This window comes from Micromonospora globbae (genome assembly GCF_036184225.1).
Classification (GTDB): Bacteria; Actinomycetota; Actinomycetes; order Mycobacteriales; family Micromonosporaceae; genus Micromonospora; species Micromonospora globbae.
Window position 1 is genome coordinate 5424558 of the sequence record NZ_CP108084.1, and the last position, 22220, is coordinate 5446777.

Below are 22220 nucleotides of genomic sequence, written 5' to 3' on the forward strand. Positions count from 1 at the left end.
CGGCGGCGCCGGTCGTACGCTGCGGCAATGCTGCGTATGTCGACCCTCCTGCTGCGGACCCTGCGCGAGGACCCGGCGGACGCGGAGGTGCCGAGCCACCGGCTCCTGCTGCGCGCCGGCTACGTCCGCCGCGCCGCGCCGGGCGGCTACGCCTGGCTGCCGCTGGGAAAGCTCGTGCTGGACCGGGTCACCGAGGTGGTCCGCGCCGAGATGACGGCCATCGGCGACCAGGAGGTGCACTTCCCGGCGCTGCTGCCGGCCGAGCCGTACCGGACCAGCGGCCGGTGGACGGAGTACGGCGACGACATCTTCACCCTCGCCGACCGGAAGGGCGCCGAGCACCTGCTCGCCCCCACGCACGAGGAGCTGGCGACCCTGCTCGTCGGGGACGTCTTCACGTCGTACCGGGACTTCCCCGTCACGCTGTTCCAGATCCAGACCAAGTTCCGGGACGAGGCCCGGCCGCGCGCCGGCCTGCTGCGCGGGCGGGAGTTCCTCATGAAGGACGCCTACTCGTTCGACCTGGACGAGGCGGGTCTCCAGGCCGCGTACGACCGGCACCGCGCCGCCTACACGAAGGTCTTCGACCGGCTCGGCCTGGACTACACGATCGTGCGGGCCACGTCCGGTGCGATGGGCGGCTCGGCGTCGGAGGAGTTCCTGGCGGCCGCGCCGGTCGGCGAGGACACGTTCGTGGGCTGCACCGCCTGCGACTACGCGGCCAACACCGAGGCCGTCACCACCCGCGCGCCGGCGGCCGGCGACCCGTACGCGCACCCGCCGGCCGAGGTGCACGACACTCCCGAGACGCCCACGATCGCGAGCCTCGTGGAGCTGGCCAACGCCCGCCGCCTCGCCGGCCGGAGCGACTGGACGGCCGCCGACACGCTGAAGAACATCCTGCTGACCGTCCGCCGGCCCGGCGCGGACGAGACCGAGCTGCTCGTGATCGGGCTGCCCGGCGACCGGGAGGTCGACCTGAAGCGGGTCGAGGCCGCGCTGCACCCGGCCACCGTCACCGTCTTCGAGGACTGGGCGGAGCACCCGGAGCTGGTCCGCGGCTACATCGGCCCGCAGATCCTCGCCAAGCTCGGCCTCCGCTACCTGGTGGACCCGCGCGTGGTGCCCGGTTCGGCCTGGTTGACCGGGGCGAACGAGCCGGGCCGGCACGCCACGAACGTGGTCAGCGGCCGGGACTTCACCCCCGACGGCGCGATCGAGGCCGCGGAGGTGCGCCCCGGCGACCGGTGCCCGGCGTGCGAGGCCGGCGAGCTGACCATCCGGCGGGGCATCGAGATCGGGCACATCTTCCAGCTCGGCCGCCGGTTCACCGACGCGTTCGCCGTCGACGTGCTCGGCCCCGAGGGCAAACCGGTCCGGCCCACCATGGGCTGCTACGGCATCGGAGTGTCCCGGCTCGTGGCGGCCATCGCCGAACAGCACCACGACGACCGGGGACTCGTCTGGCCGGCGTCGGTCGCGCCCCTCGACGTACACCTCGTGGCGGCCGGGAAGGGGCCGCAGGTGGAGGCGGCGCTCGACCTCGGCGGACGCCTCGCCGCGGCGGGCCTGCGGGTGCTCGTCGACGACCGCGCCGGCGTCTCCGCCGGGGTGAAGTTCACCGACGCCGAGCTGATCGGCGTCCCGCGCGCCGTCGTGGTCGGCCGCCGGCTCACCGAGGGGTACGTGGAGCTGCGCGACCGGGCCACCGGCGAACGGAGCGACGTGCCCCTCGACGGGCTGGTCGAGCGACTCGCCGACGAGGTGCGCGCGACGCGCGGGCACCTGGTGTAACGGGGGCGTGACGGGGTACCGCAACCGGATCGGCGAACGCGTTTGTGGAGGGGCTCTCATGACCGGATACCGGGTCAGCGACGTGATGACCAGGCAGGTCGTCTACCTGCCGGCGGAGACCACTCTGGACGAGGCGGCCTCGGTCATGAAGGAGGCCGACATCGGCGACGTGGTGGTGACCGACGGCGCCAGCCTCGCGGGCATGCTCACGGACCGCGACATCGTGGTGCGGGCGGTGGCCGAACGCGTGAACCCCGCCACGACCACGATCGGCTCGATCATCACCCGCGAGGTCGTGATGATCGACCAGCACGCGACGGCCGCCGAGGCGGCGGCGCTGATGCGCGAACGCGGGATCCGGCGGGTGCTGGTCTGTGACAACGACCGCAAGCTGGTCGGGATCGTCTCCCTCGGCGACCTGGCCATGCAGCTCGACCCACGATCCGCCCTCAGCGAGATCAGCGAGCAGGCGCCGACCGTGTGAGGAGCGGCCCCTCCTCGACGTTCCCGGTAGAGGAGGGGCCGCCTCCCGACGGGGGTAGCCTCGAACGCATGTCTGCCATGCCGGCCAGGTTGGCCGAGATCGTCGACGAGTTCGCCGCCGCACCCCGCGACGTGGTGCTGGAGATGCTGCTCGAGTACGCCGACGTCATCCCCCCGCTCCCGCCGGGCGAGCGGGAGGGCATGGAGCAGGTGCCGGAGTGCCAGACCGCGTTCTTCCTGCGCGCCCGGGTGACGCCGGAGAAGACGGTGGAGACCGCCTTCGACTGCCCTCCCGAGGCGCCGACCACGCGGGCGTTCGCCGGCATCCTCGCCGAGGGGCTGGCCGGCGCCAGCGCGGACGAGGTGCTCGCCGTCCCGGACGACCTCTACCAGCGGATGGGGCTGGCGCAGGCGATCAGCCCGCTGCGGGTACGCGGCGGCACGGCGATCCTGGCCCGGCTCAAGCGCCAGGTCCGGGAACAACTCGGCTGAGCGGGAAGTTGCCACCGGTCATGGAGATCGAGATCTACGCGGACGTGGTGTGCCCATGGTGCTACATCGGCAAGCACCGCCTGGAGCAGGCCCTCGCGTCGTACGACGGTGACGTGACCGTCCGCTACCGGCCGTTCCAGCTCGACCCGTCGCCGGTGCCCGAGCCGCAGCCGGTCGTCGAGTCGCTCGCCGCGAAGTTCGGCGGTACGGCCAACGCCCGGCAGATGGTCGACCGGGTCACCGACGTGGCCGCGGGCGTCGGGCTCCGGCTCGACTACGACCGGGCCGTCGCGGCGAACACCTTCGACGCCCACCGGCTGGTCGCGTACGCCACCGAGCGCGGCCTCGCCGCCGAGATGGTGGAGGCCCTCTACCGGGCGCACTTCGTGGACGGAATCGACGTGGGGTCGCGGGAGGCGCTCGCCACCCTCGCCGGGCAGGTCGGGCTCGACGCCGCCGACGCCTGCCGGTTCCTCGACTCCGACGAGGGTACGAAGGAACTCGCCGCCGAGCTGGCCAAGGCCCGGGACATCGGAGTCACCAGCGTGCCGACCTTCGTGCTGGCCGGCAAGTACGCGGTCACCGGCGCCCAGGAGCCGCAGACGCTGCTCGCCGCCCTAGCCGAGGTCGAGCGGCTGGAGTCGACCAACGGCTGATCCCGGTCGCGGTCGGCGGCCTGCCGACCACGACCGGCGATGTTTCACGTGCAACCACATCGACGCCGACGAGTGCGCCGCGTCCGGGCCGGACGGTCAGGCCGGGCGGGCCAGATCCTCGACCACCCGGGCGCCGGGCAGCGCCCCGAGGGCCGGGCCGGGCAGCGCGATCTTGCTGTGGCGCACGCCCGAGCCGATGATGACGTGCGGCGTGGCGACCACCCGCGAGTCCACGAGGATCGGCCACTGCGCCGGCAGGCCGATCGGCGTGATCCCGCCGTACTCCATGCCGGTCAGCTCCACGGCGTCCGCCATCGGCGCGAAGCTCGCCTTGCGCACGTCGAGCGCCCGCCGGGCCACCCCGTTCACGTCGGCCCGGGTGGTGGCGAGGACGACGCAGGCCGCGTAGCGGACCACACCCTCCCGCTTGCCGGCCACCACCACGCAGTTGGCCGAGACGTCCAGCCCCACCTCGTACGCCGCGCAGAAGGCGGCGGTGTCGGCGAGGTCGGCGTCGATCGGCGCCACGAGCACGTCGTCCACGTCGACCGGAGCGTCGGCGGGCCACTCGGCGAGCGCCGCGGCCACCGGCGGGGCGAGCAGGTCGGGGCGGGTACGGGCAGGTTCGGTCTTCAGCGTCCCCATCACGGATGCGATCCTTTCACCCGCCCGTCCGCCGCGCCCACCCGTTCCCCCGCCGGAGGCCAGCGCGTGCCGCGCGGGACGGCGGCAGGATCACCCGCCGCCGTCCGGCGCTCAGCTCCCGGCCGCTCAGCTCCCGGCGAGGAAGGCGTTCTCCTTGAGGAACGTCCGGTCCCGGTGGACCGCCAGTTCCTCGGCCCGCGCGGCCTGGGCGCGGCGCACCTCCAGGTCCTCCAGGCCGTGCCGGACGGCGAGCCGGATCACGCCGTAGAGGAAGACGAAACCGAAGCAGTACAGGATCACAGTGGTGACGACAGCGAACATGCGGTCACGCTAGGTCGAACGTGAACGGGACACGTTCTCATCTCCGGGTGGTTCCCCCGTACGTGTCGGCCAGGTAGTCGGCCCAGGTGCGGGTGCCCTTCGGCAGGGCCGTGGTGACGAGCCCGCCGTCGCGCAGCGTACGGCCGAGCCGCCCCGGCAGGCGTACGGGCAGCAGCGGTCGCCGGGAGTGCCGGGCGGCCCGCCAGGCGCGTACCGCCTCGTCGAAGCGGAGCACCTCCGGCCCGCCGTACTCCTCGATGCCCCGCAGCGGCCCGGCCGCGAGCCGGGCCACGAGCCGCGCCGCGACCTCCGCCGGGTCGACCGGCTGGGCGAGGATCGCGCGGTCCCCGATGGTCGGGCCGAACCGGCTCGACATCCGGAGAAGGTCGTCGAGGAACTCCGGGAACTGCGTGGCCCGCAGCACCGACCAGGGCACCGGCCCGGCCGCGACCACCTGTTCGGCGGCGAGCTTGTGCCGGTAGTACGGGATGGGCACCCGGTCCACGCCGACGATCGAGACGTACACCAGGTGCCGGACCCCGGCCTGCCCGGCGGCGACCACGAGCCGGCGTGTGCCGAGCACGTCGACCTCGTGGGTACCGCGGTTGGGCGCGGACGCCAGGTGCAGGATCCCGTCGACGCCGTCCACGGCGTCGGCCAGCCCGTCCCCGGTCGCCAGGTCGGCGGCCACCCACTCGACGCCCGGGTCGGTACGCGGACGCCGGCTCGTCGCCCGCACGGTGTGCCCGTCCTCCCGCAGCCGCGGCACCACCACGCGACCGAGACGTCCCGTCGCCCCGGTGACCAGAACCTTCATCTCGTCCTCCTCGTGTCGTCGGCCCGCTGTCCACGATCTGGACGGCACGGCCGGTGGCGACGTGACCGGCTGTGCGTCGGATCACCGCGGCCCGGACCGGTCCGGTCAGGTCAGCAGGTCGAGCACGGTCACCAGCGCGTAGAACGCGATGACGACCTCGCTGACGACCCAGGCGTGCCGGTCGGACCAGGTGCGGATGCGGGGCAGTGTGTCCATGGCCCGCCGGCCGGCCAGCAGCAGCGCGACCAGCGGCAGGGCGAGCAGCCCGAGGGTCACGGCGATGAACGGCAGCAGGTGCCACCACGCCAGGTCGTGCCGGGCGACGCTCGCACCGACCGCCGCCATCGTGAGGTCGTCCGTCGGCGAGGTGGCGACCAGCACCACGCCGAGCCGGGCCGCCCGCCCCGGTCCGGCGTGCCGGAGGGCGCTCATCCACCGGGGCGTGCCGGACTCGTGACGCCGGAGGTAGACGACCAGCGCGAGGACGACCAGCAGTCCCAGCACCGCCCAGTCGATCCGCCGCGCGGTGCTCTCCAGGCGGCCGACGTCGGTCTCCGCCCGGTCCGCGAAGCCGCGCAGCACCCTGGTGACCAGCCAACTGACCGTCACCCCGGCGGTGACCACCGCTCCCACGCCGGCCAGGTACCCGAGCGGCGCGGCCCGTGGACGGTCGGCCGAGGGCAGCAGCACCGCCGCGACGAACTGCGTCCCGGCGACCATCACCACGGCCAGCGGCAGGATGGTCAGGAAGCTCATCGCCGCCCATCCTCCCGGCCCGCCACCCCGTACCGGGCCGGTTCGCCGACCGCCCACCTCGGTGATCATGAAGTTGTCGCCGACAAATCAGACAACGAGTGGCAACAACTTCATGATCAGGCCGAGGCCGTCCTGGTCGAGCAGCACGTCACCGCGGCGAGACGCGGGTGGCCAGGAGCGTGCCGACCAGCGCCAGGGCCGCGGAGACGGTCAGGGTGGTGAGGTAGCTGCCGGGGCCCGGCGCCGATCCCGCGGCGAGCACGGCTCCGGTGAGCGCCAGCACGGTCGCCGCGCTCAGCGAGTCGCCCAGTTGCAGCGACGAGCTGTTGCGCCCCTGCTCCCCGGGACCGGACAGTTCGAGGGTGAGCGCCGACAGCGACGGGTAGAGCAGCCCCATGCCGAGCCCGGCGACGGCCCAACCGAGGACGCCCACGAGGACCGGCGTGCCGGGCGCCACCGTGAACGCCACCGTCCCGATGCCGACCGTGATGCAGACCAGCCCGGCGCGCGGCAGGGTGGCCCGCGAGGCCGGCGCCGGGATCCTCCCCTGGATCCAGGAACCCGCCGACCAGGACACCGCCCCGACGGTGAGCACCAGCCCGGCCGCCGTCGGTGAGAGACCGCGCTCCCGCGAGAGCATGAGCGGGATGACCACCTCCGCGCCGACGAACGCCGCCGAGGCGAGTCCACGCAGGCCGATCACGGTGGGCAGCCCCCGGGCGGCGCGGACGAACCCCGCCGGCAGCAGGCGCGGCGCGCAGAGCAGCAGGCCGGCGATCGCGAGCGCCGTGACGACCACGGCGGACGCGCCGCGCTGCTGTCCCCCGATGTGCAACAGTGCGGCGCTCACCCCCGCCCCGCACGCCCACGCGATCCGCGCCGCCGCGCCCGCCGGCGGGCCGGTCACCGCCGTACCGGCGACGGACCGCAGGCCCGGGCGCACGAACAGCGCCGCCGGCACGGCCACCGCCGGCACCGCGAGGAAGACCCACCGCCAGCCGAGGTGCTCGACGATCAGCCCGGTCAGGGCGGGTCCGACCAGCGACGGTACGACCCACGCGGCCGCGAACGCCGCGAAGATCCGCCGGTGCAGCACCTCCGGGTACGCCTGGCCGACGATCACGTACAGCGCCACGGAGAGCAGCCCCGAGCCGAAGCCCTGCACCACCCGGCCGACGACCAGCACGCTCATCACGGGTGCGGTGCCGGCGACGACGAGCCCGACCACGAACCAGACGAGCCCGTGCCACATCGGCGCACCGGGCCCGCGGGCGTCGCACCAGATGCCGGAGACCACCATGGCGAGCACGCCGGCGGCGAACGCACCGCCGAAGGCCAGCCCGTACAGGGCGAGCCCGTCCAGGCTGCGGGCTACCGTCGGCATGGCCGTACCGACGGCCAACGCCTCGAAGGCGAGCAGCGAGATGAGCGCGACGCTGCCCACGGTCATCGCGCGCAGCCGGGGCGAGAGAAGCCCCGGCACCGGGTCGGCCGGCGCCATCGTGGCGGTCACGCGACACCCGCCCGCAGCAGATCGATCAGCATGCGCCCAGCCTGCGACCTCAACCCGGATTGAGGTCAACCGGCGAGTGGCCCACCTCTCTCACCGGCAACTCCGGTGCCGGCGCGGACGAACGGTCGGACGGTCCAAGATTCCGCCGGTCGGAGGGCATAACGGACGGCACGCCGGGAAGCCAGGGCGCCGGACGCGACGCGCGGGAGGCGAGATGACGGAGGTCAGGAGCAGCAGCGCAGGGGAGTCGGGCCGGCACCCGTCCGGCCGTACGCCTCGATGACCCCGGCCGCGCGCGCCGCCGCTCGGCTCCTTCCGCCGGTCGGCGTGCCGCGGCTGGTCGGCGACGCCTCCCGAACCGCCGGTTCCGCCGCGGCGCGGCTGGCGCGGATGGTCGGCCTGACCAGCCGGCGTGTGTGGTCCCGGCCCGGCCGCCACCACATCGAGGTGCACGGCGTCTGCCAGGACGGCGGCGACGCGCTGGCCCGGCAGGTGGAGGCGGCGCTGGAGAGCGTCCCCGGGGTCGAGTGGGCCCGCGTGAACGCGCCGTCCGGCCGGGTCGTGGTGGCCGTCTCCACGCCGGGACCGAAGCTCCGTGACCTCATCGCCACGATCGCCCGCGCCGAACGCGCCTGCCCGTACGAGCCGGACCCGGAGATCCCGCCACCGCATCCGCCCGAGGAGGGCCCCCGCACCCCGCGTACCCTCGGCGCCCTCGCCTCGGACGCGCTCGGCCTCACCATCTCCGCGGCGACCCGGATCCTGCCGTTCACTCCGGTGCCCGCCGAGGTGGCCGGCCTGCTCTCCGCCGTGGACCTGCACCCGCGACTGCACGCCCTCGCCGGCAAGGGCCTGCGGGCCGACCCCCGCACGGAGGTGCTCTTCCCCCTGGCCGAGGCGGTGGTGCAGGGCCTCACCGGCGGCTGGGCGGGCATCGCGCTCGACAGCGCCCAGCGGATCGTGCAGTGGGGCGAGGCGCGGGCCCAACTCTCCACGTGGGAACGGGCCGAGCCGCGGCTCACCGGCGACCCCGAACGGGCCGTCGCCCGCTGGCCGGCGGCGGAGCGACCGTGCCCGAAACCGGACGGGCCGGTCGAGCGGTACGTCAACCGGATGCTCGTCGCCGGCGCGGCGGCCGCAGCGGCCGCCACCCCGGTCGTCGGACGCAAGCGGGCCGCCGCGCTGGGGCTCTCGACGCTGCCGAAGGCGCCCGGGAGCGGCCGCGAGGGGTTCGCCGCCCACCTGGGCCGGATCCTCGCCCGACGCGGGGTGATCGCCATGGATCGCGAGGTGCTCCGCGAACTCGACCGGATCGACACGCTCGTGCTCGACGCCGCCGTGCTCGGCTCGGACCGCGGGACGCTCGCCGACCTGGCCCTCATGCCCGGCGCCGACACCGGGGAGGTGGCGGGCCGGGCGTTCGCGCTGTTCGACCCCGCGGACCCGGAGCGGCTGCGGGAGTCGGACGGCTGGCGGCTCGGCCCGCTCGACCGGCTGGACGCCGACGCCCCCGACGACACGCCCGACGTCGCCCGGCTCCGCGCGGCCGGCGGCCGGCTCCTCGGTCTCGCCGAGGGCGGCAGGCTGGCCGCCGTGCTGCGGGTCGAGCCCGAACCGGCGCCCGGCGTCGACGGCCTACCCACCGCCGCGCGCCACGCCGGCCTGCGGCTGGTGGTGGCCGGCGACGACGAGGACCGGTACGGCTACGCCGACGCCGTCCTGCCCGGCGGGGACCGGCTGGCCGAGTCGGTGCGGACACTGCAACGCGATGGCGCCGTGGTGATGCTGGTCTCCGGGGACCGGGCCGCCCTCGGCGCCTCGGACTGCGGTCTGGGGATCTACGGCCCCGACGACCTGCCACCCTGGGGAGCGCATCTGCTGGTCGGCACGGACCTGCGCGTGGCGGCCCTGCTCGTCGAGGCCGCCGGGGCGGCCCGGCGGATGACCGCGCAGAACATCCGGGTGGCCATGGCCGGCGCCGGCCTCGGCGCGCTGGGTGCGTTCACCGCCCAGCCCGTCCACCTGCCCGGCCGGAGCCTGGCGGCCGTCAACGGCGCGGCGGCGCTGGCCTTCGGTCACGGCGTGTGGCGGGCCGGCCGGCTGCCGAGCCCGGCGGACACCCCCGCCCCGACGGCCACCGCCTGGCACCTCATGCCGATCGAGACCGTCCTCGACCGGCTGGGCACCCGCCCCGACGGACTGACGAGCGCCGAGGCGGGGCGGCGGCGCACCGGCGCGCACGGCGCGGGCCCCGGTCCGGGCGGTCTGCTCCGGGCCTTCGTCGACGAACTCGCCAACCCGCTCACGCCCGTGCTGGCGGCCGGCGCCGTGCTGTCCGCGTCCTTCGGCTCGCTCGTGGACGCCGCCCTCGTCGGTGGGGTCGTCGGCGGGTCCGCGCTGATCGGGGCCGTGCACCAGCGCAACACCGAGCGGTCCCTCGCGCAGCTGCTGTCCCGCTCGGCGGTGACGGCCCGGGTGCGCCGCGACGGCACCGACCGGGTGGTGGCCGCCGACGACCTGGTGCCGGGCGACGTGATCCGGCTGGAGCCCGGCGACTCCGTACCGGCCGACTGCCGGCTCATCGAGGCCGTCGGTCTGGAGACGGACGAGTCGTCGCTGACCGGCGAGTCCCTCCCCGTCGGCAAGACCACGCAGCCGGTGGTGGCGGCGGCCATCGCCGACCGGCACTCGATGGTGTACGAGGGAACGACCGTCGCCGCCGGGCACGGCACCGCCGTGGTGGTCGCCACCGGCGCCGACACCGAGGCCGGCCGCAGCCTCGCCCTGGCCCGGCAGGCGCCACCGGCCAGCGGCGTCGAGGCGCGGCTCGGCACACTCACCCGGGCGGCCGTCCCGCTGGCGGCCGGCTCGGCGGTGGCGGTGGCCGGAGCCGGGCTGCTCCGGGGCGTACCGCTCGCGCAGACCGCCGCGACCGCCGCGAACCTGGCGGTGGCCTCGGTCCCGGAAGGGTTGCCGTTCCTGGTCAGCGCCGCCCAGTTGGCCGCCGCCCGGCGGCTGGCCGAGCACGGCGCCCTGGTCCGCAACCCCCGCACCATCGAGGCGCTCGGCCGGGTGGACGTCCTCTGCTTCGACAAGACCGGCACCCTCACCGAAGGACAGTTGATGCTGGCCGGAGTCGGCGACGGGGACGCCGGCCGGTACGCCCCGGTCGACCGGCTCGACGACCGGCTGCGGCTCACCCTGGGCGCGGCACTGCGGGCCACCCCCGGTGCCGTCGACCCGGAGGAGCTGACCCACCAGACCGACCGCGCGGTCCGGCGGGGCGCCGCGGCGGCGGGCGTGACCGAGCAGGCCGGCGCACCCGGCTGGCGGCTGGTCGGCGGGTTGCCGTTCGAGCCGTCGCGGGGCTACCACGCGAGCGTCGGGGAGAGCGGCGGCGGACTGCTGCTCAGCGTCAAGGGCGCCCCGGAGTCCGTCCTCCCCCGCTGCGCGTCCCGCCGGGTCGACGGGCGGGAGGAACGGCTGGACGACGCCGGCCGCGCCGACCTGCACCGGCTGCTCGCCGACCGGGCCGGCGCGGGGCACCGCATCCTGGCCGTCGCGGAGTGCCGGGTGGCCGACGCGGACGTCGACGACGACCAGATCCGCAACCTGACGTTCGTCGGCTTCCTGGCCCTGGCCGACGGGGTACGGCAGAGCGCCGCACCCGCCGTACGCCGGATCCGGCAGGCCGGCGTCCACACCATCATGATCACCGGGGATCATCCGGCGACCGCCGAGGCGATCGCGGCCACCATCACCGAGCACGACGAACAGCGCGTCGCCACCGGCGCCGAACTCGACCAGCTCGACGACGAGGCGCTGGCGGAGCGGCTGGCGCGTACCGACGTGGTGGCCCGCTGCACCCCCACCCACAAGGTGCGGATCATCCAGGCGTTGCAGAAGTGCGGGCGTACGGTCGCCATGACCGGCGACGGCGCCAACGACGCCCCCGCCATCCGCCTCGCCGACGTGGGCATCGCCCTCGGCCAGCGCGGCACCCCGGCCGCCCGGGCCGCCGCCGACCTGGTGGTCACCGACGACCGGCTGGAGACCATCATCGCCACGCTCGTCGAGGGGCGGGCCATGTGGTCCTCGGTACGCCACGCGCTGAGCATCCTCGTCGGCGGCAACCTCGGCGAGATCGCGTTCAGTGTGCTCAGCGCGGCGGCCACCGGGCGGTCCGCGCTCAACGGACGGCAACTGCTGCTGGTCAACCTGCTCACCGACCTGGTGCCGGCGATGGCCATCGCGGTACGCCCGCCCGCCATGGGCCACGCCGACGACCTGCTGCGCGAGGGGCCGGACACGTCGCTGGGCGAGACGCTCACCCGGGAGATCGGCCTGCGGGCGGCGGCCACCACGCTGGGTGCCACCGCCGGCTGGACGCTGGCCCGCTACACCGGGCGACGCCGCCGGGCCGGCACGGTGGCCCTCGTGTCGCTCGTCGGTACGCAGCTGGGCCAGACCGTCCTCGCGGGGGGCACCAGCCCGGCCGTGCTCGCCTCCACCGCGGCGTCGCTCGGCGCGCTCGCCGTCGTCGTGCAGACGCCGGGGCTCAGCCACTTCTTCGGCTGCACGCCGCTCGGCCCGATCGGCTGGGGCATCGCGGCCGGGTCCGCGGTCGGGGCCACGTTCGCCAACGGCGCGCTGAGCCGGCTGGTCGAGCGGCTGCCCCCGCTCGACGGGGCCGGCGGGGGTGACGGCGACCGCCGCGACGGCACCGGCGGCGACGGCTCGGCGTCGGAGTGAGCGGGATCGGCATGGCCGGCCCGTTCCCGGGTACGGGCCGGGGTGGAGGTGGGTACGTTGGCAGAGCAGCCCGAGGTCACGTTCATCGGCACCGCCACCACGGTGCTCCGGATCGGTGGGTTCACCCTGCTGACCGATCCGAACTTCCTGCACCGTGGGCAACGCGCGTACCTCGGCAAGGGCCTGTGGTCCCGCCGGCGCACGGACCCGGCGCTGCGGATCGCCCAACTGCCGGAGCTGGACGCGGTGGTCCTCTCCCACCTGCACGGCGACCACTTCGACCGGGTGGCCCGCCGGGAACTCGACCGGACGCTGCCGATCGTGACCACCCCGGCCGCGGAGCGGAAGCTGCGCCGCTGGGGCTTCGGGGCGGCCGAGGGGCTGCCCACCTGGCAGTCCCACGAGCTGCACGGCGACGGGGAGTTCCTGCGGCTCACCGCGCTTCCCGGCCAGCACGGACCGGGGGTGCTCGACCGGCTCATGCCCGACGTGATGGGCACGATGATCGACCTGGTCCGCGGCGGCACCCGCGCGTTCCGCCTCTACATCACCGGCGACACCCTGAACCGGCCGCAACTCGCCCGGATCCCCGAGCGGTACCCGGACATCGACGCGATGCTCATCCACCTCGGCGGCACGAAGGTCGCCGGCATCCTGCTCACCATGGACGCGCGGCAGGGCGCCGACCTCGTGGAGCTGATCCGCCCCCGGCTCACGGTGCCCGTCCACTACGACGACTACCGGGTGTTCCGCTCGCCGCTGTCGCACTTCGTCGAGGAGGCGCGCCGGCGGGGCATCGTCCAGCAGGTGCGCACCATCGCTCGCGGCGAGACCGTACCCCTCACCGTGCCCGCCCTCGCGAAGCCCGCCGTCACCCGACCGGCCTGACCCGACCCGGAGCCCACCGTCACCCGACCGACCTGACCCGGCCCCGGAGCCCGGCCGAGCAGGCCCGGAGCGCTCGGCTCCTCGACGTACGACGACCGCCGCCGCGGCCACAGGGCCGACGGCGGCGGTCGAGAGCGAGCCGGGTCAGCCGCGCTCGGAGATGGCCTCGATGAGGTCACCGACCGGGCGCTCCGGCAGGGAGCGGGCCACGTCCGCGACGGCCACGATGCCCACCAGGCTGTGCCCGTCGATGACCGGGAGCCGGCGTACCTTGTGCTGCCCCATGGTCCGCAGGATCTCGGCCGCGTCGTCGTCCGCGCCGATGGTCACCGCCTCGCCCTGGGCCAGCTCGCCGGCCGTGACGTTGCCGGGGTCGCGGCCCTCGGCCAGCACCTTCACCACGATGTCGCGGTCGGTCAGCATGCCCTTGAGCCGGTTGTCGTCACCGCAGATCGGCAGCGACCCCACACCGAGCTGGGCCATCTGCTTGGCGGCCGTCAGGAGGTCGTCCTGCTCGCGGACACAGGTCACGTCACTCGTCATGATCTCTCGTGCGGTCGGCATGTGGCGTCACACCTCACTTCCGGGGGAGTTGATGCCGTTCCTCCTACCCCGGGCCGCCCCGGCCATGCGCGACGACGCCTGCGCCCCGACGTGCGGGTGGGTCCACACGCGACCGCGTCGACCGTCCGGTGTCCCGTCAGCCCGCCGCGCGCTCCTCGAAGACCTGGGCGGCGATCTGGTAGCCGTCGAACGCTCGTGCCACACCGGCGTACGCCGCGACCTGCACGAAGACTTCGACGATCTCCTCCTTGGTGGCGCCGGCGTTCAGCGCGATGCGCACCTGGCCCCGCAGTGGTTCCAGGACGCCGAGGGTCGCCGCGATCGTCACGGACACCAGGGCCCGCGTCCGCGTGTCGAGGTGCTCGCCACGCGGCCAGACGTCGCCGAACGCGTGCACCGTCGCGATCCGCTTGAAGTCCGCGGCGTTGTCGGGCTCACCGGGAGTCGGGCCGAGGAAGCGTTCCAGGCGGAAGCCCAGCAGCCGCTCGGCCGTGTCCAGCGCGGCGGCGTACGCCGGGTCCGCCGCGACGTTCTCCGGATCAGCCGCCATGATGTCCATCCTTCCGCCTGCCGTCCGGTGACGTGGCGGATCGACGAAGCGGTACCCGGTCGAGTCGGGCTTGCCTGAACCGGACCTCGACGCGATCATTGGTCGCTCGGCCGGCGGCCCGCCCGCGTCGGTCTCTTCCGCACACAGCCAGCTAGGAATCGCTTCATGCGCAAGCTCGTGTACTACATCGCCTCGACGCTGGACGGGCACATCGCCGGTCCCGACGGTGCCGACCCCACCGGCCCCGGCGGCTTCTGGCCGCTCCCCGAGGACTACCTGCGCCACCTGATCGCCGAGTACCCCGAGACCCTGCCGGGACCGGCCCGGCAGGCCATGGGCATCACCGCCGCCGGAACCCGCTTCGACACGGTCCTGGAGGGCCGCCACTCCTACGACATCGGTCTGAAGGTCGGCGTCACCGACGCCTACCCCCACCTGCGCCACCTGGTGTTCTCCCGCACCCTGTCGGAGAGCCCGGACCCGGCCGTCGAGATCGTGTCCGGCGACCCGGTCGCGAAGGTGCGCGAACTCAAGCAGCAGGACGGCAAGGATCTGTGGCTCGTCGGCGGCGGCGAACTGGCCGGCGCCCTGTATCCCGAGATCGACCAGCTCATCGTCAAGCTCGCACCGCTGACCATCGGCACCGGCATCCCACTGTTCGGCCGGAGCGCGGTCTTCGACCCCCGCAGCTGGGAGCTCACCGACCACACCGTCCTGGACAGCGGCGCGCTCTTCCTCACCTACACGCGTACGTCGGCCGACCAGTCGGCATAGGCGCCCGCGGGATGCCGCCCGGGCGGCATCCCGCGCGGTGGCCGAGGGCCGGGCTCCATCGTCGCTCTGGCTGCCATGACGTCGCCAGCTCGCGGCGGCGAGAGCGCGAGCCGGGGCGGCTCCCGGCCGCCCCCACGGGTCGTGAATCTTCCCGTACGGTGGGTCTGCATCGCCTTGGTCGGCGGACCACAGCGTGTTGCGGCTGGGACAGTCGGGGGATGGATGCGGGACAACAGACGGAACGTTCGCCTGTCCTTGGCGAGTCTTGACTTCCTCGGCAGCGACGCCGAGTTGCGGGCCGGCGCCGAACGCGCCATGCGTGAGGCGGAGGCCGGGCCCGGGCCCGACGGCTACACGGGCCGCGACCGTACCGGCACGGTCACCGTCCACGCGGGCGCACCCGAGGGGACGGTCGACAGCGTCACGGTCAGGCAGGACTGGCGCGCCCGGCTCGGCGCGGGCGGGTTCCCCGACGCGCTGTTCGAGGCGTACACCGCCGTCGTCCGGGCCACGCTCGAAGCGGCGGCGTTGCGGGCGTTGCGGGAGGAGCACGAGCCTCGGCCCGCACCGCAGGAGCCGGACGCGCCCGACTCCCGTGAGGCCGACGAGCATCTGTGGCTACGGCGCACCTGGGAGACCCTCCACCGCATCGACGCGGACCTCGCGCGACTGTCGCAGACGGCGAGTCCGGAGGCCGAGGGACGCATCGTCAGCCCGAACGGCAGCCTCACCCTGCATCTTCGCGGCGGCACCATCGCCGCCGTCACGGGCGACGCCGGCCTCCTCGCCAGGTCGGACGCCGGCCAGCTCCAGTACGAGGCCCTGACGGTCCTGCGCACCTACGAACTCGCCCACCACCCGCGGAAGGCTCAGGCGTGAAGGAACTGGTCGTCATCACCGATGCCCTCCGCGACGAGGGCGGCAAGTGGATCGAGCTGTCGGACCGGGTCGCGGCGGTCAAGACAGCAGCGGCCGAGCTGACGCTGGACCCGTCGGCCTTCTTCATCGGGGATGCCAACACGGCGATCCACGCCATCGCGTACCGCGACTTCCACACCTTCATGGTCACGGTCCTCGGCGGTGCGGTCACCGAGTTCGAGCAGGTCGGGGCCGCGCTGCGGCGTATCGCCGACGAATACGACCGCGCCGACGAGATGATCTCCCTCGATCTCAACGAGATCTACAGTGTGTGAGGGGTGACGGACGAGTGCAGCCAGGAACCCCCGACCTCGAGTACGGCGAACCGTTCAACAAGGCCTTCGACCAGATCCGGCCCGCCATCGAGACGTGCGTCGACAAGTTCAACGAGATCGTCGAGCAGGTCAACGGGCACCGATGGCTCCTGGGCCCCGCGGGCCTGTGGTGGGTCAAGCACCACCTGGACAACGTCCGCAACAGGCTCGACGACGTCCTCGACCGCGTCGACCACGCCCTGGAGCATCAACTGCCGGTCCTCTCGCTCATCAACATCAGCTTCCGGTGGGTCAACGATGTGAAGACCCCGGTATCGGACCTCTCCTTCGTCACCACCGAACCGGCGAACGAGAACCTGGCCAAGTGGAGCGGCGACGCGGCCAGCGCCTACCACGCCAAGGCGGCCAAGCAGAAGGCGGCGGTGGACGAGACAGTGCTGAAGGCCGAGTTCATCAGCCAGTGGCTGTTCAAGATCGCCAAGGCGAACGTCGACTACGTGGTCGAACTCGCCAAGATCGTGACGGCGCTGGCGGGAAAGCTCGCCCAGGCCGCCGTCGACGCCGCCAGCCTGGTCGATCTGCTCTGGGCGGTCGACGCGCTCGCCGAGTCGATCGGCGACCTGGTCACGGCCGGGCTGGACACCCTCCTGAAGATCGGACAGCGCTTCGTCGACGCGCTGGGCAACGTGCGGGACATCGCCACCCAGGTCGGCGACTACTCGAAGCTGCCGGGAGGGCGGTGGCCGGAAGCCGTACGCGGCTGACCGTGGCTTGACCGCTCAACCCGTCGGGACCGCTGACCGGGTCGCCGCCAGGATGTCCAGGGACTTCTCCGCCAGCGTCGAGGTGGGCACATAGGAGTCGCCGCCGACGGCGAGCCACACCTTCACCACCAGGTTGCCGGTGCGGGAGTGCACCATGTACTCGGCGTACCTGAACCCCGGCTCCGACTGCTTGCCGAACGCCTCGGCTTCCTCCCCCGCCCCGTCGACCGCACCGATCCGCCGCATGGTCGTCGCCTGACCGGTGCCGCGATACAACCGGCGCGCCTCCTCCACGGTCCCGGGCGTCGACGCCTCCACCCGCAGGTTCGCCTCGTACCCCTTGCTCGTCCGCATCTCGAACAGGCACGCCGCCCCGGGCCGGGCCGCCGGCGGCGTCGGGTCCGTCCGGGTCACGGTCAGCCCGAGGTCCGCGAGCACCGCCAGATCGGTACGCCCGCACAGGTCCAACCCGTCAGCGTGGTAGAGCGGGCCGTCAGCGGGCGTCGGGCCGCCGCCAGATGGAACCGCCGTCGTCGCCGGTCCGGTCGGCGCCACGACCGGATCGTCGTCTGCCCCGGTACAGGCGGCCGTTCCCGCGGCGAGCGTGAGACCGGCGACCGCCCCGGCAACCCTCATCCAGGCACGCACGAGCCGACCATACCGTCCGTGATCGGTTCGTACTGTCCCCGCGAGGTCGACCAGCTGCGCTCCCGCGCGCGGGCCGCCAGGTTCCGGCTGCTCCGCGTTGGCCGCCGGGTTCGGGCTGCTCCCATTGGCTGCCAGCTTCGGGCTGCTCCGCGAGGACGCTACGTTCGGGCTGTGGCCGCTCCAGAAACTCCCGAGCAGATCGCCCGCACCCGCACCGTCACCGCCGCAACCGTTCTCGCCCACGGCGCGGATCTGCGGGCGTACCCCTATCGCCTGCTGTCTGTCCTCGCGCACGGCGTGGGCGCCGACCGGGTGACGCAAGCCGTCGCAGCCGCCGAGGTGCTCGAAAGAAGCGGGTGGGAACTCGTCACGGTCTCGGAGTTCGCATCCAGCCGCCTCGTGTACGCCATCATGCGCCGACGGTGAGCCGAGAGACAGGGCCTGGCGTAACAGGTCAGAGCAGAAAGGGCGCGACCGACCGTGCCCCTGGTGACCGTCCGGGGTACCGCTTAACGGCACGTGGTTGGCACGAATCCGTATGGTGGCCGTCGACGACCACCTCATGAGTAGAGGAAGGTGCTGGGGCCACATGTCTGAGCTGGTGCTGCCGATTCGTACCGAGCGACTGCTTCTTCGACAGTACCGAGTGGACGATGTGGATGCCGTGCTTGCCTACTACGGCGACCCGCTCGTTGCTCGCTACGTTCCGTGGGAACCGTGGTCGCGTGAGCACGCGGCCGAGCAGGTGGCCAAGCGCGTCCACCGTCTGGGTGTCACCGGTATCGACTCCGCGCTGGCGCTGGTGGTTGAGCACAAGGGCGAGGTCGTCGGCGATGTTGTTCTGTGGCCGGCCGACGAGACGCTGTCTCGGGGTGAGATGGGCTGGATCTTCAATCCGTCGGCATCCGGGCGCGGGTTTGCCACAGAGGCAGTTCGCGCCCTCGTCCGCGTGGCCTTCGCGCACTGCGGGATGCACCGGGTCATTGCGCGACTCGATGCACGGAACGAGGCATCGGCGCGACTGTGCCAACGTGTGGGCATGGTCAAGGAAGCGCACCTGCGCCAGGACTACTGGCTGAAAGGCGAGTGGGCTGACACCCTGATCTACGGACTGCTCGCGGAGCAATGGCACGGCTAGCTGAAGCTGCCTCGCGGATCTCCTCGTCCGGCAGGAGCCCGTCATCGCCGGCGGCCGGCTGTCAGGTCTCAGGACCTGCGTGACACATCGTTGTCAGGACCCGGGTGACACTCCGCTGACTGCTGTACCGAACCGGCGGGCCGCGGCCCGCAAAGCCGCGATGAGGACGTGACCGGGGTAGTCGGTCAGCGCGGGGTAGCGCTGCCGGTAGTGGCAACTCCAGTAACTCGCCACTCGCTGGCTCATGAGCGCTAGGAAGGCCGGATTCTCGGCGGCGAACCGCCCGTAGACCCTGCCTGCGCAGTTGTCAGGGACAGCCAACGACGGGGCGAGACCACGTTGAATGACGAGCAGGATCTCGTCGACGTACTCGCCGACCAGCTGCACCACGAATGGCGCCACCCAGGGCTCGGTAAGGCCGACCACCCGTTCCAGATGGTTCTGCCGCACCCGGCCGTCGTGGTGCCGGGTGTACAGGCAGTCGACGATCGCGCGCTGGGTTGGCGACAGCGCTGCTTGCGCGTCCGGTGACGGTTCGTCTGGGTAGATGCGGTAGGGGATCGCCACAGGCTCGCCGGCTACGAGCACGTGAAAGGGCCACGCCGGCTTGTGCTTCGCGGGCGGCAGCACGCGCAACGCGCTCTGTACCTCTGCGCGGAGGTGACGCGGAAAGGCGGCCTCCAGCGCTACGACTACTCCGGGTCAGGGTTGAGATCCGCCACGGCTGATCGTAGCCCGGGTACGAGCTGGGTGGAGCCCAGGGGACTCGAACCCCTAACCCCTGCCTTGCAGAGGAGTTCCTACGAGGTCAGCAATGCGGTCGGCAGCCGCCTCCGCGTAGCTGACAACGGACGCGGGAGCCATGATCCGGACGGCACCCAAGGAACCTAGCAACTCCTCATGCACGGATGTGGCAGCTTCGACGGACCGCACGAACATCGGGTGGTAAAACAGCCCACTGGCCCTCGGCCTCGCGAACTGCTCGACAGTCCGCATGGATCCATCACGCAGCATCACCGCCCATGCCGCGTTCGCGAAGCGCTCATAGGTTGCTGCTCGCCGATCTGCACCGATCCGTCCGACTTGGACCAGATTTGGCAGGTGCCTCGCGGCATCCATCGTGGCCTTAAGTGCTAATCCGACGAGAGGGTCTGCGGCCTCATCATGTCAAGAACGGAGTTGCCGTTTCGACCCCCAGTTGTATGTTCTAGAGGCGCCCAGTCAACAACAAGGCATCCGTCGAGGTCATGCCGGCTGCCCGACTGGTTGACCCCTTGGCGCGGTCGGGTGCCGTCGCTGCGACAGGCACTGCTACAGGAAGGGGCCGCATGACGCCTGTGACCGATCAGTCCGCAGCCCGCCGTAAGCCAGTCGAGCATCGGCCACCCACGGCAGCGACGATCAAGCAGCTCTACGGCACCGCCTTCCGGTGCGGCGAGCCATCCTGCACCAAGCCCCTCTACCGGTTAAATAATGAGACGGGCGAGTGGATACTCAACAGCCGAGTCGCTCACATCCACGCACGAAGCGAGGGCGGTCCACGCTGGGATCCGCAGATGAGCGAAGAGTCCAATCGAAGTCCAGACAACCTGATCCCACTTTGTGAGGAGCATGCGTTCGAAATCGACGCAACGCCCGAGCACTTTCCCGCTGAACTGCTACGCGAATGGAAGAGAGCTCAGCTCGAAGAGCATCTCCAGCTTGGCAAATCGTGGCCGCTCAGTGACGCCGAGGCAGCTGAAGTTGCCGTAGAATCATTTGACTACCACAGCATCGGCCGGGCAACCGCCGGAGCGAACATCGTGTTATCAGTGGCCCGCCAGGTAGGATTGTTGATCGAGACTGGCCGCCTCGAACGACGTGTGCCTGAACGTGCAGCGCTGGCGTGGCGTGAACTGCGAGAGCAGGTTAACCGTTCTATGCCGGTGTTCGACGCGCACGGAGAACGCCTCGTAGTGGAGCCGTCGTTCGTCGAAACGGAGCCTCGGCGCGTCGCCCTGGAGGAGGCCCTCGCTCAAGCAGTGGCCAGACTTGAGCCGATCGCAGCTCAAGCTGTCGCCGAGCTTCACGCCGTGATAGCCGCAGAGCAACGACTAGCTCCGTGGTGCAGCTGGGTTGAACGGGCGATCCGAGAGGTCATCACTGCTGCTGGGCGCTGGCCAGGGCGCCCACCTCTTGAGGATGACGACGTATGGCCGAACTCCCTTGCCGAGTTGTCGCGCGCCTCCCAAGCCCTCATGGCCAGATGGCGTGGAGAAAAAGCACCAGAGCCTCCAGCGCCCACTGCGCCGGAAACTCCGCCAGCAGAAACGGCCGAACAACGCGCCGTCAGGGAGCACGAGGAACTGCTTGAGCGGGCACGCCCTTGGGCGCGAGTCGACCACCGGGCTTACGACGCCGACTTGTGCCGCGAACTGATGGACGCGGCGGCGGGAGTCGTGCTGCTCCCAGACATCCCTTCACTGCTCGCCACGGGCTTGGATGCAACCGCGCGACTGGCGGCTAGAGTGGCACGCAACTCTGACGACCGAACGTTCGATGAGCTGATCGACCAGGCGGCTGCTCGCCAGCCACTCGCCGTAGCTGTCACCCTCCTGCGGAATATGATGCTCGTCGCTAGGGATGCTGGACGGCCGGAGCTGGACTCGAAAGCCGCCGCTCGCGCAGGCGACATTCTTATCGCTCAAACGTGGCGAGATGTGGATGTTTGGAAGGCCAATCGGACGCACGCACGCAAGCTTCTTTCCTGGACGGCATCGATCACAAGCGACGAGGCGGTTCGGACCAAGCTCGCATCTGCGGTCGGGCAGCGCCCTGAAATTCTGCCCTCCGCCCTCCTAGCAATGGCGCAATGGATTGAAGAAAGGGATATCATTGCCTTCTCCCATGTTGTGGGTATACATTGTGAAATCAAGGATCTGCCGGCGTGGTTTGCCACGGAGGCATTCGCGACCGCAATCCGGCAGTCGCTTGCTCACGTAAACGCGGCAGACGAAGACGATAGCGCCCGGTATTCCGACGACGTCGACCGCCTTGCGTCGCGAGTGCTGTGGCTGGCCGACAACGCCACCGAGAATTGCGGCGGATAACGACTCACGCTGCTAACGACCACCGCTTCCGGCCCGCTAGGACGAGCAGGGCGCGCCCTGCCGACGAGGCCGTGGTTGGGATGCGGCGCGTTTACCCGGGCAGGTTCCTGGCCTGCCGGCAACGCCGGCCCGAGGGGTCGCAGGGGCTCCGGGGTCAAGGGCGGCCCGTAGGGCCGTCGCGCAGCGACGCGAAGCGCCCTTGACCTTGGAGGGGCGGCCCCGCACACTCCGCGCCGCATCCCCACCACGGCCGGCGGTGCCTCGCCCTACGGCGCGGCGGCCGTCGCACCGCCGCGCCCCGGCCGGCTGCCGGCCACCTCACCGGTCAACGGTCTGTCGTTCTGCGGCGGTCCTCCGGGCTTCCCGCTTTCCGCGCCAGCCGC

The 22220-nt window shown here is 72.4% G+C and carries 22 protein-coding genes; 13 read left to right on the top strand and 9 right to left on the bottom strand.

What is annotated here, in order from left to right; translation table 11 throughout:
* The first annotated feature begins 27 nt into the window (after window positions 1-27).
* From OG994_RS24565 to OG994_RS24580, 4 genes are all read left to right on the top strand, one after another.
* Entirely contained in the window at window positions 28-1794 is a 1767-nt protein-coding gene (locus OG994_RS24565) for a proline--tRNA ligase (RefSeq protein WP_328851113.1), read from the top strand.
* Window positions 1795-1852: 58 nt separating this feature from the next.
* Window positions 1853-2278 (top strand): CBS domain-containing protein, encoded by a 426-nt coding sequence (locus tag OG994_RS24570; RefSeq protein ID WP_120328285.1) that lies wholly within the window; start codon window positions 1853-1855, stop codon window positions 2276-2278.
* Between the two features lie 68 nt (window positions 2279-2346).
* Window positions 2347-2769: a SufE family protein gene (locus tag OG994_RS24575; RefSeq protein ID WP_120328286.1), complete on the top strand. Its 423-nt coding sequence runs from the start codon at window positions 2347-2349 to the stop codon at window positions 2767-2769.
* Between the two features lie 20 nt (window positions 2770-2789).
* The gene (locus OG994_RS24580) at window positions 2790-3425 is read left to right on the top strand and encodes a DsbA family oxidoreductase (RefSeq protein WP_328851114.1); all 636 of its coding nucleotides are present in this window, start codon (window positions 2790-2792) and stop codon (window positions 3423-3425) included.
* 96 nt (window positions 3426-3521) lie between these two features.
* Here OG994_RS24580 and OG994_RS24585 read toward each other — a convergent pair whose 3' ends face one another.
* The 5 genes from OG994_RS24585 to OG994_RS24605 all read right to left on the bottom strand — a co-directional run bounded on the left by OG994_RS24585 (window position 3522) and on the right by OG994_RS24605 (window position 7477).
* A complete protein-coding gene (locus tag OG994_RS24585) occupies window positions 3522-4070 on the bottom strand; it encodes a YbaK/EbsC family protein (RefSeq protein ID WP_120328288.1) in 549 nt (182 codons plus the stop codon).
* Window positions 4071-4196: 126 nt separating this feature from the next.
* Entirely contained in the window at window positions 4197-4391 is a 195-nt protein-coding gene (locus tag OG994_RS24590; RefSeq protein ID WP_120328289.1) for a hypothetical protein, read from the bottom strand.
* Window positions 4392-4428: 37 nt separating this feature from the next.
* A complete protein-coding gene (locus OG994_RS24595; RefSeq protein ID WP_328851115.1) occupies window positions 4429-5208 on the bottom strand; it encodes an SDR family oxidoreductase in 780 nt (259 codons plus the stop codon).
* A gap of 105 nt (window positions 5209-5313) precedes the next feature.
* Complete coding sequence (locus OG994_RS24600) at window positions 5314-5964, bottom strand: GAP family protein (protein WP_328851116.1); 651 nt, start codon at window positions 5962-5964, stop codon at window positions 5314-5316.
* A gap of 148 nt (window positions 5965-6112) precedes the next feature.
* Window positions 6113-7477 (bottom strand): MFS transporter, encoded by a 1365-nt coding sequence (locus OG994_RS24605; RefSeq protein ID WP_328851117.1) that lies wholly within the window; start codon window positions 7475-7477, stop codon window positions 6113-6115.
* A gap of 279 nt (window positions 7478-7756) precedes the next feature.
* On the opposite strand from OG994_RS24605, the gene OG994_RS24610 reads away from it, so the two are divergent.
* Window positions 7757-12229 (top strand): cation-translocating P-type ATPase, encoded by a 4473-nt coding sequence (locus OG994_RS24610; RefSeq protein WP_328851118.1) that lies wholly within the window; start codon window positions 7757-7759, stop codon window positions 12227-12229.
* 57 nt (window positions 12230-12286) lie between these two features.
* On the top strand, window positions 12287-13117 hold the full coding sequence (locus OG994_RS24615; protein ID WP_328851119.1) for an MBL fold metallo-hydrolase: 831 nt from the start codon (window positions 12287-12289) through the stop codon (window positions 13115-13117).
* A 144-nt stretch (window positions 13118-13261) separates the two neighbouring features.
* On the opposite strand, the gene OG994_RS24620 is transcribed toward OG994_RS24615, so the two are convergent.
* On the bottom strand, window positions 13262-13681 hold the full coding sequence (locus tag OG994_RS24620) for a CBS domain-containing protein (protein ID WP_120328293.1): 420 nt from the start codon (window positions 13679-13681) through the stop codon (window positions 13262-13264).
* A gap of 136 nt (window positions 13682-13817) precedes the next feature.
* Complete coding sequence (locus OG994_RS24625) at window positions 13818-14231, bottom strand: carboxymuconolactone decarboxylase family protein (RefSeq protein WP_120328388.1); 414 nt, start codon at window positions 14229-14231, stop codon at window positions 13818-13820.
* A 165-nt stretch (window positions 14232-14396) separates the two neighbouring features.
* On the opposite strand from OG994_RS24625, the gene OG994_RS24630 reads away from it, so the two are divergent.
* The 4 genes from OG994_RS24630 to OG994_RS24645 all read left to right on the top strand — a co-directional run bounded on the left by OG994_RS24630 (window position 14397) and on the right by OG994_RS24645 (window position 16962).
* Window positions 14397-15005 (top strand): dihydrofolate reductase family protein, encoded by a 609-nt coding sequence (locus OG994_RS24630; RefSeq protein WP_328851120.1) that lies wholly within the window; start codon window positions 14397-14399, stop codon window positions 15003-15005.
* A gap of 255 nt (window positions 15006-15260) precedes the next feature.
* The gene (locus OG994_RS24635; protein WP_328851121.1) at window positions 15261-15884 is read left to right on the top strand and encodes a hypothetical protein; all 624 of its coding nucleotides are present in this window, start codon (window positions 15261-15263) and stop codon (window positions 15882-15884) included.
* Window positions 15881-16198, top strand: coding sequence for a hypothetical protein (locus OG994_RS24640; protein ID WP_328851122.1), 318 nt, complete (start codon window positions 15881-15883; stop codon window positions 16196-16198). Before OG994_RS24635 ends, OG994_RS24640 begins: the two co-directional genes overlap by 4 nt.
* A gap of 14 nt (window positions 16199-16212) precedes the next feature.
* A complete protein-coding gene (locus tag OG994_RS24645) occupies window positions 16213-16962 on the top strand; it encodes a hypothetical protein (RefSeq protein WP_328851123.1) in 750 nt (249 codons plus the stop codon).
* 15 nt (window positions 16963-16977) lie between these two features.
* Here the strand turns inward: OG994_RS24645 and OG994_RS24650 are convergent, their stop codons facing one another.
* The gene (locus OG994_RS24650; RefSeq protein ID WP_328851124.1) at window positions 16978-17430 is read right to left on the bottom strand and encodes a hypothetical protein; all 453 of its coding nucleotides are present in this window, start codon (window positions 17428-17430) and stop codon (window positions 16978-16980) included.
* Window positions 17431-17781: 351 nt separating this feature from the next.
* Here OG994_RS24650 and OG994_RS24655 point away from each other — a divergent pair, with 351 nt between their 5' ends.
* Window positions 17782-18036 carry a transcriptional regulator gene (locus OG994_RS24655; protein ID WP_120328298.1) on the top strand — a complete coding sequence of 85 codons (255 nt, stop codon included), beginning with the start codon at window positions 17782-17784 and terminating at the stop codon, window positions 18034-18036.
* A gap of 163 nt (window positions 18037-18199) precedes the next feature.
* Window positions 18200-18748 (top strand): GNAT family N-acetyltransferase, encoded by a 549-nt coding sequence (locus tag OG994_RS24660; protein ID WP_328851125.1) that lies wholly within the window; start codon window positions 18200-18202, stop codon window positions 18746-18748.
* A 93-nt stretch (window positions 18749-18841) separates the two neighbouring features.
* Here OG994_RS24660 and OG994_RS24665 read toward each other — a convergent pair whose 3' ends face one another.
* Window positions 18842-19384, bottom strand: coding sequence for a hypothetical protein (locus OG994_RS24665; RefSeq protein ID WP_328851126.1), 543 nt, complete (start codon window positions 19382-19384; stop codon window positions 18842-18844).
* Between the two features lie 920 nt (window positions 19385-20304).
* Between OG994_RS24665 and OG994_RS24670 the strand changes: the two genes are divergently transcribed.
* Entirely contained in the window at window positions 20305-21837 is a 1533-nt protein-coding gene (locus tag OG994_RS24670) for a hypothetical protein (RefSeq protein WP_328851127.1), read from the top strand.
* Window positions 21838-22220 lie beyond the last annotated feature (383 nt).